The 17036-nt window shown below is 54.6% G+C and carries 15 protein-coding genes and 1 pseudogene; 10 read left to right on the top strand and 6 right to left on the bottom strand.

Annotation, left to right across the window (positions count from 1 at the left end):
- Positions 1 to 33 precede the first annotated feature (33 nt).
- From FDX01_RS21580 to FDX01_RS21570, 3 genes and pseudogenes are all read right to left on the bottom strand, one after another.
- Positions 34 to 168: pseudogene (locus FDX01_RS21580) on the bottom strand (MFS transporter); the annotation flags it as partial.
- A gap of 57 nt (positions 169 to 225) precedes the next feature.
- The gene (locus FDX01_RS21575) at positions 226 to 3303 is read right to left on the bottom strand and encodes a beta-galactosidase (RefSeq protein WP_137400435.1); all 3078 of its coding nucleotides are present in this window, start codon (positions 3301 to 3303) and stop codon (positions 226 to 228) included.
- 154 nt (positions 3304 to 3457) lie between these two features.
- Complete coding sequence (locus FDX01_RS21570) at positions 3458 to 4528, bottom strand: LacI family DNA-binding transcriptional regulator (RefSeq protein ID WP_137400434.1); 1071 nt, start codon at positions 4526 to 4528, stop codon at positions 3458 to 3460.
- A gap of 174 nt (positions 4529 to 4702) precedes the next feature.
- Here FDX01_RS21570 and FDX01_RS21565 point away from each other — a divergent pair, with 174 nt between their 5' ends.
- Positions 4703 to 5311 carry a class I SAM-dependent methyltransferase gene (locus FDX01_RS21565; protein ID WP_117342080.1) on the top strand — a complete coding sequence of 203 codons (609 nt, stop codon included), beginning with the start codon at positions 4703 to 4705 and terminating at the stop codon, positions 5309 to 5311.
- A 6-nt stretch (positions 5312 to 5317) separates the two neighbouring features.
- Here the strand turns inward: FDX01_RS21565 and FDX01_RS21560 are convergent, their stop codons facing one another.
- Entirely contained in the window at positions 5318 to 6271 is a 954-nt protein-coding gene (locus FDX01_RS21560; protein WP_115259309.1) for a helix-turn-helix domain-containing protein, read from the bottom strand.
- A gap of 18 nt (positions 6272 to 6289) precedes the next feature.
- Positions 6290 to 7066, bottom strand: coding sequence for an MBL fold metallo-hydrolase (locus tag FDX01_RS21555; protein WP_115259307.1), 777 nt, complete (start codon positions 7064 to 7066; stop codon positions 6290 to 6292).
- A gap of 222 nt (positions 7067 to 7288) precedes the next feature.
- Between FDX01_RS21555 and FDX01_RS21550 the strand changes: the two genes are divergently transcribed.
- From FDX01_RS21550 to FDX01_RS21530, 5 genes are all read left to right on the top strand, one after another.
- The gene (locus FDX01_RS21550; RefSeq protein WP_135912490.1) at positions 7289 to 7840 is read left to right on the top strand and encodes a hypothetical protein; all 552 of its coding nucleotides are present in this window, start codon (positions 7289 to 7291) and stop codon (positions 7838 to 7840) included.
- A 454-nt stretch (positions 7841 to 8294) separates the two neighbouring features.
- Positions 8295 to 8540, top strand: coding sequence for a YmjA family protein (locus FDX01_RS21545; protein ID WP_115259298.1), 246 nt, complete (start codon positions 8295 to 8297; stop codon positions 8538 to 8540).
- 73 nt (positions 8541 to 8613) lie between these two features.
- On the top strand, positions 8614 to 9090 hold the full coding sequence (locus tag FDX01_RS21540) for a cold shock domain-containing protein (protein WP_096758143.1): 477 nt from the start codon (positions 8614 to 8616) through the stop codon (positions 9088 to 9090).
- Between the two features lie 258 nt (positions 9091 to 9348).
- Positions 9349 to 9843 (top strand): molybdopterin-dependent oxidoreductase, encoded by a 495-nt coding sequence (locus FDX01_RS21535; protein WP_137400433.1) that lies wholly within the window; start codon positions 9349 to 9351, stop codon positions 9841 to 9843.
- 17 nt (positions 9844 to 9860) lie between these two features.
- Positions 9861 to 11849, top strand: a complete 1989-nt coding sequence (locus FDX01_RS21530) for a GGDEF domain-containing phosphodiesterase (protein WP_137400432.1) — start codon at positions 9861 to 9863, stop codon at positions 11847 to 11849.
- 29 nt (positions 11850 to 11878) lie between these two features.
- Here the strand turns inward: FDX01_RS21530 and FDX01_RS21525 are convergent, their stop codons facing one another.
- Entirely contained in the window at positions 11879 to 12691 is an 813-nt protein-coding gene (locus tag FDX01_RS21525) for a DNA-binding transcriptional regulator (RefSeq protein ID WP_135912487.1), read from the bottom strand.
- 191 nt (positions 12692 to 12882) lie between these two features.
- On the opposite strand from FDX01_RS21525, the gene FDX01_RS21520 reads away from it, so the two are divergent.
- The 4 genes from FDX01_RS21520 to mhpD all read left to right on the top strand — a co-directional run.
- Positions 12883 to 14547, top strand: coding sequence for a bifunctional 3-(3-hydroxy-phenyl)propionate/3-hydroxycinnamic acid hydroxylase (locus FDX01_RS21520; RefSeq protein ID WP_096758139.1), 1665 nt, complete (start codon positions 12883 to 12885; stop codon positions 14545 to 14547).
- Between the two features lies 1 nt (position 14548).
- Positions 14549 to 15493: a 2,3-dihydroxyphenylpropionate/2,3-dihydroxicinnamic acid 1,2-dioxygenase gene (gene mhpB / locus FDX01_RS21515; protein ID WP_137400431.1), complete on the top strand. Its 945-nt coding sequence runs from the start codon at positions 14549 to 14551 to the stop codon at positions 15491 to 15493.
- Between the two features lie 39 nt (positions 15494 to 15532).
- A complete protein-coding gene (mhpC, locus tag FDX01_RS21510; protein WP_096758137.1) occupies positions 15533 to 16399 on the top strand; it encodes a 2-hydroxy-6-oxonona-2,4-dienedioate hydrolase in 867 nt (288 codons plus the stop codon).
- 9 nt (positions 16400 to 16408) lie between these two features.
- Positions 16409 to 17036 (top strand): 2-keto-4-pentenoate hydratase (mhpD, locus tag FDX01_RS21505; RefSeq protein ID WP_249361031.1); only part of this gene is annotated, 628 nt, incomplete at its 3' end.

Genomic DNA, 17036 nt, shown 5'->3' with positions numbered 1-17036 from the left:
CATAAAACACTATCAGTAAGTTGGAGTCATTACCGTATCGCCTTTACTGATATGGTTGATATCGTGTAACCAAATCGGGAAGAAAGGGAAATAAGCACCCATAATAAAAAAGTAAAAGAAGAAGAAGAAACCGAACATCCAGAAGTTAGTGTTTTTTAAATAATACATAATAGACTTCCTCAGGCAAAATAAGGGCAGGTCGTAACCTGCCCATTATTATTATGTTTAGCCCCAGATAACCTGGTAGTGATAACGCCCTGTGCTCAGCAGAAACTCCGGGGAAACGGAAGGGCTCCACGAATCATCCCCGCCGACGCCCATATGGAAGCCGTCAATATTGAGCCAGGTTCCCGCCTCCGGCGACAGCAGATGGCGATGGCTGGTTTCCATTAACTGTTTTTGGCTGTAGCGGCTGATGTTGAACTGGAAGTCACCACACCACTGATGTGCCCCGTAGCGCAGCTCGCGCGTACCGCAGCGCAGGCCGTTTTCGCTCGGGAAGACGTAAGGGGTATACATCTCATCCAGCGACAGATCCCAACGGTCAAAACAGGCCGCGCTCAGGCGATCCGGGTAGTTCTCATGCGGGCCGAGACCTAACCAGTTTACGCGTTCGGCAACCTGCGCCAGTTGGCAGCTGAGGCCGATACGTGCCGGGTGCGGCGTTCCGTTGGCGACATCGACATCCACCGTGATATGCATCTTGCCATGGCCGTCGATACGGTAGGACTTGCGGCTGATAAACAGCGTTTCGCCCTGATACAGCCAGGCGTGCGCGGTGGTAATCAGCACGCTTTCCGACAGGGATTCGGCTTCGCACAACACCCGCTGAGGTTCTGCGCGATAATGGCCGGCGGCTTTCCAGCGTTCGACCCAGGCGTTAGGGTCGATGCGCGTCACTTCGCTGACTCCAATGTCGTTATCCAGCGGCGCGCGGGTGAACTGGTCAATGAGCGGGCTTAACAGTTGCGCGTCGCCGCCCAGCCAGTATTGCGTCAGCAATCCTGATTGACGACAGAATTCCCAACGTTTATCGCTGACGGTCACCGCGAATGTATCGTCACTGACGGTGAGCTGTGGCACGGCGCTGGCGCGTGGGGGGAGCGTCAGGCTGAGTTTCTCTTCCAGCTTCCATTGCTGCCAGGCGCTGATATGCCCGGCGTCTGACCACGCGGTGGCCTGAGGTTGTTCCACGCGCACGGTCAGCCACAGCTGACCGGCGGTGTCCGGCATGGGGAGATCCGGCAGGGTAACCCGCTGACAACCCTGCGGGGCGATATCCAGCGTGACCTCGCCGGTGGCCAGCAGATTGCCGTCCTGGGCGAGAGACCAGTGCAGGATTTCGTTATCGCTGCGGCGGAACAGGTATTCGCTACGCACTTCAATCTGGCGTTCGTCGCCCGGCAACAGCGTAAACTGGAAAAACTGCTGCGCGTGTTTGGCTTCATACAGCGACGGATGCGGCGTGCGATCGGCAAATACCAGCCCGTCCATGCAGAACTGGCGGTCATTCGGCGTGTCGCCAAAATCGCCGCCGTAGGCTGACCACGGGTTGCCGTTGTCGTCATATTTTGTCAGCGACTGATCGACCCAATCCCAGACAAATCCACCCTGCAGACGCGGATACTGGCGGAATGCCTGCCAGTATTTGGCGTAACCCCCGAGACTGTTCCCCATCGCGTGGGCGTATTCGCAGAGGATCAGCGGGCGCTGCTCGCCGGGCATCGACAGCCATTTTTTGATAGACCATTTCGGTACCGCCGGGAAGGGTTGGTCCTGGTCAACGCGGGCATACATTGGGCAAATAATGTCGGTCGCAGCGGTATCCGCCCCGCCGCCTTCATACTGCACCGGGCGGGACGGGTCTTCGGATTTCAGCCAACGGTAGAGAGCGTCGTGATTTGCGCCGTGCCCGGATTCGTTGCCCAGTGACCAGATAATAATGCTCGGATGGTTGCGGTCGCGCTGCACCATGCGCGTCACGCGCTGGCTCATCGCCGGAAGCCAGGTGGGGTCATCGCTCAGGCGGTTCATCGGCACCATGCCGTGGGTTTCGATATTGGCTTCATCCACCACGTACAGGCCGTAGCGGTCGCACAGGGTGTACCACAACGGATGATTTGGATAATGCGAGCAGCGCACGGCGTTAAAGTTGTTTTGCTTCATCAGGACGATGTCCTGCACCATCGTTTCTTCATCCATCACCTGACCGTTTTGTGGGTGATGTTCATGACGGTTGGCGCCGCGGATCAGCAGCGGCTGCCCATTGAGCAACAGCAGACCGTTTTCAATGCTGACCTGGCGGAAGCCAACGTCGCAGGCTTCGGCTTCAATCAACGTGCCGTCGGCGGTATGTAGCAGCACTACCGCGCGGTACAGATTCGGGGTTTCAGCGCTCCACAGCGCCGGACGTTCAACGTTCAGGCGCAGAGTGGTGCGATCGGCATACGCGCCGCGCTCATCAATAATCTCCCTACCAAAAGGCGAAGTGGCTTCACCGGTCAGCGTATCGCCTTGCCACAGTTGCAGCGTCACACGTAAATCATCGCGCGGCTCGCCCGCCATTCTGACGTCGGCTTCCAGCACCGCGCGGCTGAAATCATCGTTAAAACGGGTGTGGATACGCAGGTCGCGGATCTGCGTGTCCGGCTTATGCAGCAGCGAGACGTCGCGGAAGATACCGCTCATGCGCCACATGTCCTGATCTTCCAGATAGCTGCCGTCGCTCCAGCGCAGCACCATCACCGTCAGACGGTTTTCGCCGTCGCTCAGGAAATCACTGAGATCAAACTCGGACGGCAGGCGGCTGTCCTGCCCGTAGCCGACCCAGCGGCCATTGCACCACAGATGAAACGCTGAGTTCACGCCGTCAAAAATAATGCGCGTCTGTCCCGTCTGTCGCCACGCGGCATCCACTTTGAATGTGAGCGAGTAACATCCTGTCGGATTCTCCGTTGGAACGTGCGGCGGATTGACCGGGAACGGGTAGGTAATGTTGGAGTAGATCGGCGCGTCGTAACCGTCCATTTGCCAGTTAGACGGTACGGTTACGCTATCGGCCTGCGGCAAATCGCCCGCAAGCCAGCTTTCCGGCACCGCTTCAGGTGAGGCAAACCAGGCAAACTTCCACTCACCGTTCAGCGACTGTAACTGTGCCGAATGGTGATTGTTACGGGCGTCCTGCGCAGAGCGCCAGCTGCAAAACGGCGGGTGCGCTTCAAGACGATTAAGCTGAGTGACGCCGGGGTTTTCCCAGTCGCGACGTGCCAGTACGGCGGCGAGTGAATCCGTGTTCAGGGTCATGGCAGTATCCTGTGTAAATTTGTTATCCGCTCACAATTTAACTGAACATACGAGGATTGAGATTATCCTGTAAAGGATGGGGTGGGTAATCAGTGAGCTGACTCACAGTAATTCAGCTCAGTAACAGCAGATGTGAGCGCTCGCTGTGGAGACGTTACAGCCGAGAAACCTGACGTGCCAGCTGCATCAGCGACTCCGCCAGTGCCTGCGGCGTTGCCTGTTGTCTGTTCGGGGGCAGCACCGTTTTACGCTCGACCAGCGTCACCGGCAGGAGTTGATTGCCGAGGCTCTCACCCTCCTGTGAAAGCTGCAGCAGTTTATCGACGCTGGTTTGCCCGAGCGTCGGAAAATCCTGCTTGATGGTCGTGAGTGGCGGGATATAACAGGAGCTGTCTTCGGTATCGTCGTAGCCAATCACCGAGATATCGGTCGCCACCCGCAGGCCGGACTCGCTGATGGCCCGCATCGCGCCCAGCGCCATTTGATCGTTGGCAACCAGCATGGCGGTCGGGATGACGCCGTCGTTCAGCATCTGCATGGTTTGTGTAAAGCCGGACATTGCGCTCCAGTCGCCTTCCAGTTCCGCGACGGGTTGCTGCTGATAGTGCGCCAGATACTTATGCCAGCCCGCATGCCGTAACCGCGCCGAGACTGAGCTGTGCGGTCCGGCCAGCAGGGCGATACGCTGATGCCCGTGCTGGATCAGGTGCTCAACGCCGAGGCGTGCGCCGTCATCATGGGAGAAAATCACGCTGTTAACCGGCGACTGGTCAGAGACGTCCAGAAATAGCACCGGCACCGTACCGCAGGCGGCGGCGACGGCAATTGCGTCGTCTTCATCCAGCGGATAGTTGATGATAAGCCCAGTCACCCGCTGGGAGAGCAGGTTATGCACCGCTGCTTTGCAGGCGTCTACGCCGCTACGCTCGACCATGGCGATCACCACGCTGGCCCCGGACTGGTCGGCACGGGATTTTATAGCCGCAACGATTTGCGAGGGCGCGTGCAGGGCAAGGTTCGCCGTCGCCACGCCAATCAATGGCGTTTGTTTACCGGCCAACTGCTGGGCAACGCGGTTGGGGATGTAATTGAGCTCCGCCATCGCGGCCTCAACTTTCTGACGGGTTTTGGCGGAAACGTGGCTGGCCTGATTCACGACGCGCGAGACGGTCTGGTAAGAGACACCTGCATGGTCTGCCACATCGTATAGCGTTACCGGTTTCACATTCTTCACCCTTCATTACGTTATCCACGCGCTATCATGCCACAGCACGTAGGGTTTTGGCGTATTTGTGGTTGGGTTCTGCGAGGCGCATTCCAGGGCCAGTGACGCGTGATAGCGGGCATGGCGTCTTTATGCTTAACATGATGGCAGAACGAGTAAAACAGTGAGGAAATCGTGAGCGACTCTGCGGCCCAGAACATTCTGTCTATCTACCGACGCCATGCTGATGCCTTTGCCAGCCAGCGTTCACGCACGCTGTTTGAAAAACCGTGGCTGGATAAGTTCATCGCGGTAATGGGCGGGAAGGGCAGTATTGTGGATATCGGCTGTGGGAACGGTCAGCCGATTGCCGGGTATTTTATCCGGCAAGGCTTTCACCTAACAGGAGTGGATGGTTCCGCGGCGATGCTGGCGCGCGCCCGGCAATCTTTTCCCGACCAGTGCTGGCTGGAGCAGGATATGCGTGAGCTCGCGCTTGATGGCACCTTTGATGGCCTGATTGCGTGGGACAGCTTTTTCCATTTACCCCAGCAGGACCAACACAGGATGTTCCCGATCTTTGACCAGCTCAGTCATCCCGGCAGCGCGCTGATGTTCACCAGCGGTACCGGAAACGGCATCGCAATGGGGCAATTTGAAGGTGAGCCGCTGTTTCATGCAAGCCTGGCGCCCGATGAGTACCGTGCATTGTTGTCCGCGCACGGCTTTGAGGTCATTGACGTGATCATGGAAGACCCACAGTGCACCGGGCATACGGTGTGGCTGGCGCAAAAAAGAGGCTGAGCCTGTTTACGCTGCGCCGCGGAAGGTCTTGCGCCATTCAGCCGGGCTGACGCCGAAGTGGGCTTTAAAATGCTGGCGCCAGGTGACCGGAGAGAGAAAACCGACCTGTTCAGCAATACGTTCGACGGGTAACGAACTGGACTCCAGCAGCTCCTGGCTGCGTCGCAGGCGCTCGGTAATAAGCCATTCAGCCACGCTTGACCCGGTGGCCTTCATAAAATGGCGGGTTAGGGTGCGACGGCTCATCATCACCCGCTGCGCCAGCGTGTCGAGGTTATGCTGCTCATGGAGGTGCTGGCGTAAATAATCGAGCAGGGTGTTAATGCGCTGATCCTGGGTATTTTTCGCCACCGGCTGCTCAATAAACTGCGCCTGTCCCCCTTCGCGGTGCGGTGGCACAATCATCCGTCGGGCAATCTGGTTCGCTACTGTGCTGCCAAAGTGCTGGCGAATGACGTACAAGCAGCAATCCAGTGCGGCGGCGGTACCTGCCGAGGTAATAATACCGTCGTCATCAACGTACAGGGCGTTGATATCCAGACGCGCCGCCGGGAAGCGCGTCTGAAAATCTTGCTCAAATTCCCAGTGCGTCGCGGCCCGCTTTCCGTCTAACAGGCCCGCGTAGCCGAGGACAAACGCGCCCAGACACAGCCCGACAATCTGTGCGCCGTTTTGCCGCGCGCAATTGAGGGCATTGAGCAGACCCTGCGGCGGGCGATGCCCGGTAGTGCCCCAGTAGGGGACCACCACAATATCGGCTGCCGTCACCGCCTCATAACCGTGAGAGGCGGTGACGGAGAAGCCATCCTGTGAAGAGACGATGCCGGGATTTTCGGCGCATATCTGCACCTCAAAGCGCTTTTTCGCCGCCATTTTGTCACTGAAAATTATGCACGGCACCGAAAAATGAAACGGGCTGAAATCTTCCACGGCGACAATGGCGACGGTAAGCGGGCGCATACGATTCCTCTGTTGGCATTAAAAGGTCAGGGTTTCCCCATCTTCCGGCACGTTGACGAATTGCGCAATCTGGTTGTCGAACGCATATTCTTTTAGCGCCGCGCGCGTCAGCAGGCAGTGGTTAATGGCCTCCATATGGGTCGCCACAATCTGCGCTTCAGGCAGCACAAAGTGGGTTTTTAGCACATCTTCCGCGCCCATAATGATCGGCCCAAAGCCGATGACGTGGGCAAAACCGGCGTTCAGTACCACGACATCAGGCTGGAAGGTCTGCATATTGGCCTCTACCTCATCGCGCCAGATAGTATCGCCAACCAGATACAGCGTTTTTTCTGCAGTATGCTGGAAGATAACTCCGCAGGCGTCACCCAGGCGTTCTGCCATTTGCGGCACGGCGTAGGCGCGATCCGACCCGTGCTGGCCGCCGGTTTTACGCAGGGTGATGTCCCCCAGCGCGGTATTTTCTGTCAATACGCTCAGTTGGGTGAACCCCTGTCCTCGCAGCACCTGCGCATCCTGATCATTTTGTACGTAGATCGGCTTGTCTTTCGGCACAACGCGCGCGGCAACCTCGTCCCAGTGATCTTCATGCAGATGGGTGACGATCAGCGCATCGACGTTAAGCAGGGTGTCGATGTCAACGGGCAGCTCCACGGTCGGATTGCGGATCTCTGCGCGCGCCGTTCCGGCAAAACCCGGATACGCACCTTTCGGGGCCAGCATTGGATCAACGAGGAAGGTCTTGCCGCCAAAGGTGATGTGCAGTGTGGCATTACGGATTTGCGTGATGTTCATGGTGTTTGCTCCACGTGTTGGGTCAGTGGTGTCATCCTGGAGTGTTGTCCAGAAGATGAATGTGGGCAAATGGGCGACTAGCGATGGGATTGGGCCAATCGCTGACCCTTATTGCTGGTGATATCATAATTAATTATTTTTCGGCTACTGCCGATAATCTGTAGTCGGTATATTTCTGCAGGACTGACAGAGACGTACTCAAAAAAACAGGGAGTATGACGAATGATTAAAGGCTTAAGTATTTTATTAACGACCATGGTTCTGACGGGATGTAGCGTTGATTTTTCTGATACGCTACCCGATTATACCGGCAGTGATGCGGCTTACATACGTGTTGAAAATACGTTGCAACCTACGCCGTACAGAATAGAAAAACAGATCCCTGCCGGGAACTGTTGGAAGTCAGAAAAAGCGTATGGAATAACATCGAAAGTTGCCATTGTTGGTATTAAAGTCAGAACCTCTAAGGCTGTTAATGGTATTGCGCCGCCTTCCGCTGATTTTGCGGCCAAAAGCTATCAGGAATATACCATCCAACCTGGGTTCACCTATAAAGTATGGTGGAAGCGGGAAGAGCGCAGCATGCATGGTATCGACCTGGGACAAACCTATTCAGGTTCGTTCCTTGCTAATAAAGGTCATACGTACGAAATTAGTAATGACAATAACGACGTTCGAATTGTTGATCTGAGTAAAGACACCTCTCCGGAAATGAAATCTTTACCGGAGTGCAACTACAATCGAGATCTGTTAGGGAAAAAACAGTATCTCTGACATGCGTAGTTGTGTACGGGCCGGATACAGGGCTTGCCCGTCATCCGGCAACGAGAGGCTACGAGCCACGGCCTGATGGCGCTTCGCTTATCAGGCCTATAGAGGAATCGTTATTTATATTAACCACGTTAACTCCTATAAGGTAACCCGATAATTCTCTCGTGTATTTTGATATAATAACAATGCAATCTTTCATTACTGGTGTTCTATTGATATTTCCGCAATAGCCTCATCGTTGGATGACCACTTATCACCTTCGTACAACTCGAATTATTGAGAGTGTTAGACTTAAAATAATCTGATTGTCCCTGCGTTACTACACTATTTTACCTGCGAATATATGAAACATATTGCAGTCAATAAAACAGATCGCTAACGGTGAAATAAGAATGCTATCATTCACCTCAGACGCGGCAGACAACTGCTGGCACACGCATTCACCCCGGAGCACCTGATGAACAACGACATTCCGCTAAAATATTATGATATCGCCGACGAGTACGCGACCGAGGCCGCAAAGCCGGTTAGCGACGCAGAACGCGACGCGCTGGCGCACTACTTCCAACAGCTGATCGTCCGTTTGATGAACAACGAAGAGATCGGCGAAGACGCGCAGCAGGAGATGGCAACCGTTGCCGGGATCGACGCACAGCGTATCGATGATATCGCCGAGTTCCTCAACCGCTGGGGCAACGAGTAGCCAAAGACGTGGCCGATGTTTTACACTGCGCGCAAATTTACGAGTATGACGTTTTAATCAGGCGGAAACAGCAATGAACGGAACAATCACAACGTGGTTTAAAGATAAAGGCTTTGGATTTATCAAAGATGAAAACGGCGATAACCGCTATTTTCATGTGATTAAGGTTGCTAATCCTGAGCTGATCAAGAAAGACGCGGCGGTGACCTTCGAGCCGACCACTAACAACAAAGGCCTGTCAGCCTATGCGGTGAAAGTGGTGCCCGACAGCAAATACATCTATATCGCGGGTGAGCGTCTGAAACTCACGGCGATCAAGTCCTGGGTGGTGTATAGCGAAGAAGTGCCGGTTGAAACCCGCATTGATAAAGAAAATGCGGTACTGTCCGTGGGCGCGCTGATGAACAGCATCAAGCCGAAGTCAGACGTCAAGCCTGGCGAAATGCGTTCGCTGAAAAAGCTGGCCATTACTACCTTCCAGGGTACGACGCTGATCTTCTCGGAAGATGAGATAGACATCGAAGAAACGGTAAAGCTGCTTAAAGTCTAAAGCGCTCCAGGCTGAACGTGTGCCGAAATTCTGCTCATTCTATGAGCGGGGTTTCGGTTTTTTTTTGCCTGCATGGTGGCAGGCGGACATTGTCTGAGCTATTAATTAGTATAAAAATGGAGTGATGGTTAACCTGTTGATTTTGATGATTTAAAATATGAATGGGTTTATTGCACCAATAATATCCAGGCAGCATATGTAAATAGCATTATAACTAAATTATAATTCGTTTACATCCGGTCGGCAGGCGAGGTTAAAATGCGATTAATTGTTATGTTGTTAAGCTTTGTCGTCACCACACAGCTCTGGGCGGGTGAACTTTCTAAACCTGCCGGTAAAGCCCTTTTAACGCTGTCCGGTAATATAGAAAATACAAATGAAGACGGGAAAGCCGTTTTTGATATTGCCAGCCTTGAGAAGCTGGGCATGGTCAGTTTCCAGACCACCTCGCCCTGGTATAATGGACGCACTACCTTTACGGGTATTCCACTGCAAAAGCTCATGGATTATGTTGGCGCGAAAGGTTCTGTGGTTAAGGTCACCGCGCTCAATGACTACACCACGATTATCCCACTCAGTGATTTCAAAAAATATAATGTTATCCTTGCTGTAAAAATCAACGAAAAATACATTCGCGTCCGTGATAAAGGTCCTTTATTCATTGTGTACCCCTATGACAGCATGCCTGAACTGAATAATCAGGTTTTTTATGCACGCTCAGCATGGCAGGTCAGCAGAATGAATATTGAGTAGGAGTTCAGAAGAACATCATGAACAGAATACTGGCGGGCATCATATTTTCTCTTTTTATATCTACCGGGTATATCTCTTACCTCGTGCATGAACGGCAACAAGAGTTACAGAAACTGACTCACTACACCGATTCATGGTCCGCTGCACAACTGGTATCAGAATACTACCGTTTTGAGTCATGGCTTGGTCTTTACACTATCGATGATTCTATGAACCTCGATGATGTACGTCTGCGCCTCGACATCATGCTCAGCCAGAATGATTTAATGAAAGAAGGTGAGTTGGGGCATTATATACAAAATAATGAAGCGCATGGTGAACTGGCTTTACAACTGGAAAACACACTTAACTATCTGGATGTTCATCTTGAGAAAATGAATCGTTCAGAGCTCCAGACATACTTGAAAAAAATGCATGCGCTGGATGCGCCGCTAGGCCGCCTTTCATCCGGTGCGCTAAATAAAGATGTTAACTCGATTAATAGTACAAACCTCAAAATTCAAGCGCTGTACTATATTTATTCAGCGATCTCAGTACTGCTGATCATACTGAGTGCGATACTGGGCGTGCTGATATTCTATCAGAACAGAAATATTTTGCAGGCGCATCTTCAGGTTAAGCGTCTTGCTGAAGAATTGCAGAAATCTAAAGAAAAACTGCAAATCCAGAATACAAAACTGGAATATGACGTCTACCATGATTCTCTTACCGAGATGAATAACCGACAGCTTTTTTGGGAAGATTTAAATAAAACCATCGAGACGGCAGAAAAGAATAATAGTTCTGTGACAGTGATGTTGTTTGATTTAGACCGATTCAAAGAGGTCAATGATACGTATGGTCATGATGTCGGTGATTCATTGTTACGTCAGATATCCCATCGCCTGGTTTCGATGAGCCTGACTTCAGATACGCTTTATCGCTTAGGTGGGGATGAGTTTGCGTTTCTCTCGACGGGTCTGACTGAGAGTCATGCTGTTTCTCGCGCGCAAAAAATATGTGAATTTATCAACCAGCCCTACACGATTTATAACACGATTATCAACATTACCACCTGCGTTGGCATTGTTATTTCCGAAACTGAACGCCGCTCCGACTATCTTTATAAATTTGCCGATCTCGCCCTATATGAAGCCAAAAAAGAAGGGTCTGGTAAGATAAAAGTCTTCCGGCAACGAATGTTAGATAAGTTGCAAGAAAGCAGAACCCTTGAGCATGATATGGCGATGGCAATAGCGAATAAAGAATTCGTGGTTTATTACCAGCCGATTGTAGATTCTTTCAGCAGGGAAATTTACAGCTATGAAGCCCTTATCCGCTGGATACACCCTCTTAAAGGCCTGTTGTCGCCGGATAGCTTTATTCCTGTTGCTGAAAAAACAGGAATGATTAATGAGATGGGGAAATCGGTGCTTGAAATGGCCTGCAGGGAAGCGGCTTCCTGGGCGGTTCCGGCTAAAATTTCAGTCAATGTCTCGCCTGTCCAGCTAAGCAGCAAAGCCTTTGCCGGAATAGTGTTGTCTATTCTGAAAGAAACAGGGCTTCCGGCTGACCGTCTTGAACTGGAAGTGACGGAATCCTCTCTCTTTACTGACAGCAATACGCCGATGAATACGCTTAACAGGCTCAGAGCCCTGGGCGTGAAAATCTCCATTGATGATTTTGGTACGGGATACTCTTCGCTTTCGCGGCTGAGCAGGCTTGCCTTCGACAAAATCAAAATAGACAAGTCCTTTGTGCATTCGATATCTACACAGGAAGACGCCCTTAACATCATCAAACTTATCACCGGTATGGCGAAATCTCTCAATATGAAGGCGGTTGCAGAAGGGGTTGAAACGCAGGAACAACTGGAAAGTCTTCAGGCTCTGGGCTGCGATTTCGCACAAGGCTATCTGTTTGGTAAACCTCAACCTGGTATTGATGGAAAAATCAGAAACGGTAAATCGCGAACGTCTCTGCTGGCAGATAACGACAACACATTGCGCAGTGAACGTGGCTCTTAATCAGAGGGGGAGGGGAAATGTGATCCATCTCACCTCCCGGCAACCAAAATCTCCTGCGACGCCACGCCGTCTTCGATCTGCTTCGCCACTTTTTGTAAGGCCGGAAGGTGTTTTTCCGCGGCCTGTTCGATGGTCATCGCACTGGCCATATACACCAGGTTCAGGCAGCCGATCACCCGCTGTTCGCTGCGGATTGGCACGGCGATAGAGGCGATTTTCTCCTCCTGATCCCAGCCGCGATAGTTCTGTCCAAAACCGTCTTTGCGCGCGCGGGTCAGGATGGCGTCCAGCTTCAGCGGTTCGCGCGCCAGCTGGAATTCTTCTCCCGGTCGCGATGCCAGTATTTCGATCAGCTCCTGACGTTCATTCTCCGGACAAAACGCCAGCCAGGTCAGGCCGGAGGCGGTTTTCAGCAACGGTAGACGACGCCCGACCATCGCCCGGTGAAATGACAGGCGGCTGAAGCGGTGGGTGGTTTCACGCACCACCATGGCATCGACGTCGAGCGTGGAAACGTCGGTCGGCCAGATGACCTCGCGCAGTAAATCCCCCAGCAGCGGCGCGGCCAGCGCGGAAATCCACTGCTCGTCACGAAATCCCTCGCTGAGCTGACGAACTTTGATGGTTAAGCGAAAGCTGTCATCGGACAGGCTGCGCCGGACGTAACCCTCATCCTGCAACGTTTCCAGCAGTCGTCTGACCGTGGTGCGGTGCAGGCCGCTCAGCTCTGCCAGCAGACCAACGCTGGCCCCACCGTCGAGCCGGTTTAACATATTTAATAACATTAACCCGCGGGTTAATCCGCGCACGGTTTTGTATTCGGTACTCTCGTCACTTTTCATATTCGTTGACAAATCTACAGATAAAACAACGTAGTGCACTAAGTGCACATCCAGGTATGTTTTGATTGTAGCGCAAAAACACCCTCCTATACTGACCGCACAATAAAAAATTATTCACATATTTTTAACAAAGCCAGGTGCGTCTCTCCAGAGGCTGCCATGACGTTTTGTCCGCGTAGTGAGGTTCTGAAATGACAACGATAAACCCGGATATCCAACCCGCTGTGCAACACACCGTGCAGGTGGCGATTGCCGGAGCCGGTCCGGTGGGGCTGATGATGGCGAACTATCTCGGCCAGATGGGCATTGAGGTGCTGGTGGTGGAGAAGCTCGATGCGCTGATCGACTATCCGCGCGCCATCGGCATTGACGATGAAGCGCTGCGCACCCTGCAGTCCGTCGGTCTGGTCGATAACGTGCTGCCGCACACCACGCCATGGCATGCGATGCGCTTTCTTACCCCCAAGGGCCGCTGCTTTGCTGATATCCAGCCAATGACCGACGAGTTTGGCTGGTCGCGCCGTAATGCGTTTATTCAGCCGCAGGTAGACGCGGTGATGCTGGAAGGGCTGTCGCGGTTTCCCAACGTGCGTTGCCTGTTCTCTCGCGAGCTGGAGGCGTTCAGTCAGAAGGATGGCGAAGTGACGCTGAACCTGAAGGCACCGGACGGTCAGCGTGAAACGGTGCAGGCCCAGTGGCTGGTGGCCTGCGATGGCGGCGGCAGCGTCGTCAGGCGCTCGCTGAATGTGCCATTCGAAGGTAAAACCGCGCCAAATCAGTGGATTGTGGTGGATATCGCCAATGATCCGCTCAGCACCCCACACGTGTATCTGTGCTGCGATCCGGTGCGTCCGTATGTCTCCGCCGCACTGCCGCACGCGGTGCGCCGCTTTGAATTTATGGTGATGCCGGGGGAAACCGAAGCGCAGCTTAGCGAGCCGCAGAATATGCGCCAGTTGCTGAGCAAAGTGTTGCCGAACCCGGACAACGTTGAGCTGATCCGCCAGCGCGTGTATACCCATAACGCCCGTCTGGCCGAACGTTTTCGTATTGACCGCGTGCTGCTGGCGGGCGATGCAGCACACATTATGCCGGTCTGGCAGGGGCAGGGGTACAACAGCGGCATGCGCGATGCCTTCAACCTAGCGTGGAAACTGGCGCTGGTCATTGAGGGCAAAGCCGGTGATGCGCTGCTGGACACCTACCAGCAGGAACGCCGCGATCACGCCAAAGCCATGATTGATTTGTCTGTGACTGCGGGTAATGTGCTGGCACCGCCGAAACGCTGGCATGGCGCGGTGCGTGACGGCATTTCCTGGCTGCTGAACTACATTCCGCCGGTCAAACGCTACTTCCTCGAAATGCGCTTCAAGCCGATGCCGCAATATCACGTCGGGGCGCTGGTGCGTGAAGGCGACGCGAAAGCCTCCCCGGTCGGCAAGATGTTTATTCAGCCAAAGGTGACGCTGGAAACGGGTGACGTGACGCTGCTCGACAACGTCATCGGGCCGAATTTTGCGGTGATTGGCTGGGGCTGTAATCCGCTGTGGGGTATGAGTGACGAGCAAATCCAGCTGTGGCGCGCGCTCGGCACGCGGTTTATCCAGGTGGTGCCGGACACGCAGATCAATACCTCACAGGATAACCACGACGGGGTTATCCGTATTGGTGATACGCAAAATCGCCTGCGCGCGTGGTTTGCCCAACATAACGCCGCGCTGGTGGTGATGCGTCCGGATCGCTTCGTTGCTGCGGTTGCCATTCCGCAAACCCTGGGCAGCACCTTGAATAAACTGGCGTCGGTGATGACGCTCACCCGCACTCATGTCGCGGTTCCTGTCGAAAAGGTCGCCTGATATGCACGCTTATCTTCACTGTCTTTCCCACTCGCCGCTGGTGGGCTATGTCGACCCGGCACAGGCCGTGCTCGACGAGGTCAACGGGGTGATCGCCAGCGCCCGTGCGCGCATTGCGGCGTTCGATCCCGAACTGGTGGTGCTGTTTGCCCCCGATCACTACAACGGTTTTTTCTACGATGTGATGCCGCCGTTTTGCTTAGGCATTGGCGCCACGGCGATCGGTGATTTTGGCAGCGCGGCGGGAGAACTGCCGGTGCCGGCGGATCTCGCGGAAGCCTGCGCCCACGCGGTGATGAAAAGCGGCATCGATCTTGCCGTGTCGTACAACATGCAGGTCGATCACGGCTTTGCTCAGCCGCTGGAGTTTTTGCTCGGCGGACTGGATAAGGTCCCGGTATTGCCGGTGTTTATTAACGGCGTCGCTACGCCGCTGCCGGGCTTCCAGCGCACTCGCCTGCTCGGCGAGGCGATTGGTCGGTTCACCAGCTCGCTGAATAAACGCGTGCTGTTTATAGGCTCCGGTGGGCTGTCGCACCAGCCGCCGGTGCCCGAGCTGGCGAAGGCCGACGCCCACATGCGCGACCGTCTGCTTGGCAGCGGTAAGCAGTTGCCAGAAAACGAACGCCAGCTACGCCAGCAGCGGGTGATCAGCGCCGCCGAAAAGTTTGTTGAAGATCAGAGCACGCTGCACCCGCTCAACCCCGTCTGGGATAACCGTTTTATGACTCTGCTTGAGCAGGGGCGTCTGGCGGAACTAGACGGCGTCAGCAACGAAGAGCTGTCCGCGATGGCGGGCAAATCGACGCACGAAGTGAAAACCTGGGTTGCCGCCTTCGCCGCTATTTCTGCTTTTGGTCACTGGCGCAGCGAAGGCCGTTACTACCGTCCGATCCCGGAGTGGATCGCCGGATTTGGCTCGCTGAGCGCCGCCACACAGAACTGAAATAGAACTGAAACAGAACTGAACATGCAGGAGAACATCATGACTTACCAACCGCAAACCGAAGCCGCCAGCAGCCGTTTTCTTGAGGTGCAGGAAGCTGGCGAAACCCTACGCGTACATGTCAATGACTGTGGGCAGGGCGAAGAGACCGTTGTGCTGCTGCACGGATCCGGCCCGGGCGCCACGGGCTGGGCCAACTTCAGCCGCAATATCGATCCGCTGGTTGAGGCCGGTTACCGGGTGATCCTGTTGGATTGCCCGGGCTGGGGGAAAAGCGATGGGATCGTTAACCGCGGGTCGCGATCAGATCTGAACGCCCGCATCCTGAAAAGTGTGGTCGATCAGCTGGATCTTCAGCAAGTCCACTTACTGGGCAACTCGATGGGCGGCCACAGCGCCGTGGCGTTCACCCTGAGCTGGCCGGAGCGCGTGGGCAAGCTGGTGCTGATGGGCGGTGGGACGGGCGGTATGAGCCTGTTTACGCCGATGCCAACTGAAGGCATCAAGCGCCTGAACCAGCTGTATCGCGAGCCGACCATCGAGAATCTGAAGTTGATGATGGACATCTTTGTGTTCGACACCAGCGACCTGACCGACGCGCTGTTTGAGGCACGACTCAATAACATGCTGTCGCGTCGCGATCACCTGGAAAACTTTGTCCAGAGCCTGGAAGCCAATCCAAAACAGTTCCCGGACTTTAGTCCGCGTCTGGCGGAGATCAAAGCCCAGACTCTGATTGTCTGGGGACGCAACGATCGCTTCGTGCCGATGGACGCCGGGCTGCGCCTGCTCGCCGGAATTGCGGGTTCAGAGCTGCACATTTACCGCGACTGCGGGCACTGGGCGCAGTGGGAACATGCGGACGCCTTTAATCAGCTGGTGCTGAACTTCCTCGCGCGACCTTAAGGAACGGAAATGACGAATCGTAATCTTGAACAGTTAGCCGCTGATTTACGCCAGGCACAGGAGCAGGGTGTCGCGATTGCCCCGCTGCGCGAATTGATTGGTGTGGACAACGCCGAGGCGGCCTACGCCATTCAGCACATCAACGTGCAGCACGACGTGGCGCAGGGGCGTCGCGTGGTTGGGCGCAAGGTGGGGCTGACGCACCCGAAAGTCCAGCAGCAACTGGGGGTCAGTCAGCCCGACTTCGGCACGCTGTTTGCCGACATGTGTTACGGCGATAACGACACCATCCCGTTTGAGCGCGTGCTGCAACCGCGGATTGAAGCGGAGATTGCGCTGGTGCTGAACCGCGACCTGCCTGCGACCGACACCACGTTTGATGAGCTGGTTAACGCCATCGAGTGGGTGCTGCCCGCACTGGAAGTGGTCGGCAGCCGTATTCGCGACTGGTCGATTCAATTTGTTGATACCGTGGCGGATAACGCCTCCTGCGGCGTGTACGTGGTTGGCGGCCCGGCGCAGCGCCCGGCGGGGTTAGATCTGAAAAACTGCACGATGAAAATGACGCGTAATAACGAGGAGGTTTCCAGCGGGCGCGGCAGCGAATGTCTGGGGCATCCGATCAACGCTGCCGTCT

Source organism: Citrobacter sp. wls613 (assembly GCF_005281195.1).
Classification (GTDB): domain Bacteria; phylum Pseudomonadota; class Gammaproteobacteria; order Enterobacterales; family Enterobacteriaceae; genus Citrobacter; species Citrobacter gillenii.
The sequence above is the reverse complement of the archived record's forward strand: the minus strand, read 5'-3'. Positions and strand labels throughout refer to the sequence as shown.

Excerpts from the sequence above, each read along its gene's own strand:
- FDX01_RS21575 (WP_137400435.1), bottom strand. The coding sequence starts at position 3,303 with ATGACCCTGAACACGGATTCACTCGCCGCCGTACTGGCACGTCGCGAC.
- FDX01_RS21560 (WP_115259309.1), bottom strand. The coding sequence starts at position 6,271 with ATGCGCCCGCTTACCGTCGCCATTGTCGCCGTGGAAGATTTCAGCCCG.
- FDX01_RS21555 (WP_115259307.1), bottom strand. The coding sequence starts at position 7,066 with ATGAACATCACGCAAATCCGTAATGCCACACTGCACATCACCTTTGGC.
- FDX01_RS21550 (WP_135912490.1), top strand. The coding sequence starts at position 7,289 with ATGATTAAAGGCTTAAGTATTTTATTAACGACCATGGTTCTGACGGGA.
- FDX01_RS21545 (WP_115259298.1), top strand. The coding sequence starts at position 8,295 with ATGAACAACGACATTCCGCTAAAATATTATGATATCGCCGACGAGTAC.
- FDX01_RS21540 (WP_096758143.1), top strand. The coding sequence starts at position 8,614 with ATGAACGGAACAATCACAACGTGGTTTAAAGATAAAGGCTTTGGATTT.
- FDX01_RS21535 (WP_137400433.1), top strand. The coding sequence starts at position 9,349 with ATGCGATTAATTGTTATGTTGTTAAGCTTTGTCGTCACCACACAGCTC.
- FDX01_RS21530 (WP_137400432.1), top strand. The coding sequence starts at position 9,861 with ATGAACAGAATACTGGCGGGCATCATATTTTCTCTTTTTATATCTACC.
- FDX01_RS21525 (WP_135912487.1), bottom strand. The coding sequence starts at position 12,691 with ATGAAAAGTGACGAGAGTACCGAATACAAAACCGTGCGCGGATTAACC.
- FDX01_RS21520 (WP_096758139.1), top strand. The coding sequence starts at position 12,883 with ATGACAACGATAAACCCGGATATCCAACCCGCTGTGCAACACACCGTG.
- mhpB (WP_137400431.1), top strand. The coding sequence starts at position 14,549 with ATGCACGCTTATCTTCACTGTCTTTCCCACTCGCCGCTGGTGGGCTAT.
- mhpC (WP_096758137.1), top strand. The coding sequence starts at position 15,533 with ATGACTTACCAACCGCAAACCGAAGCCGCCAGCAGCCGTTTTCTTGAG.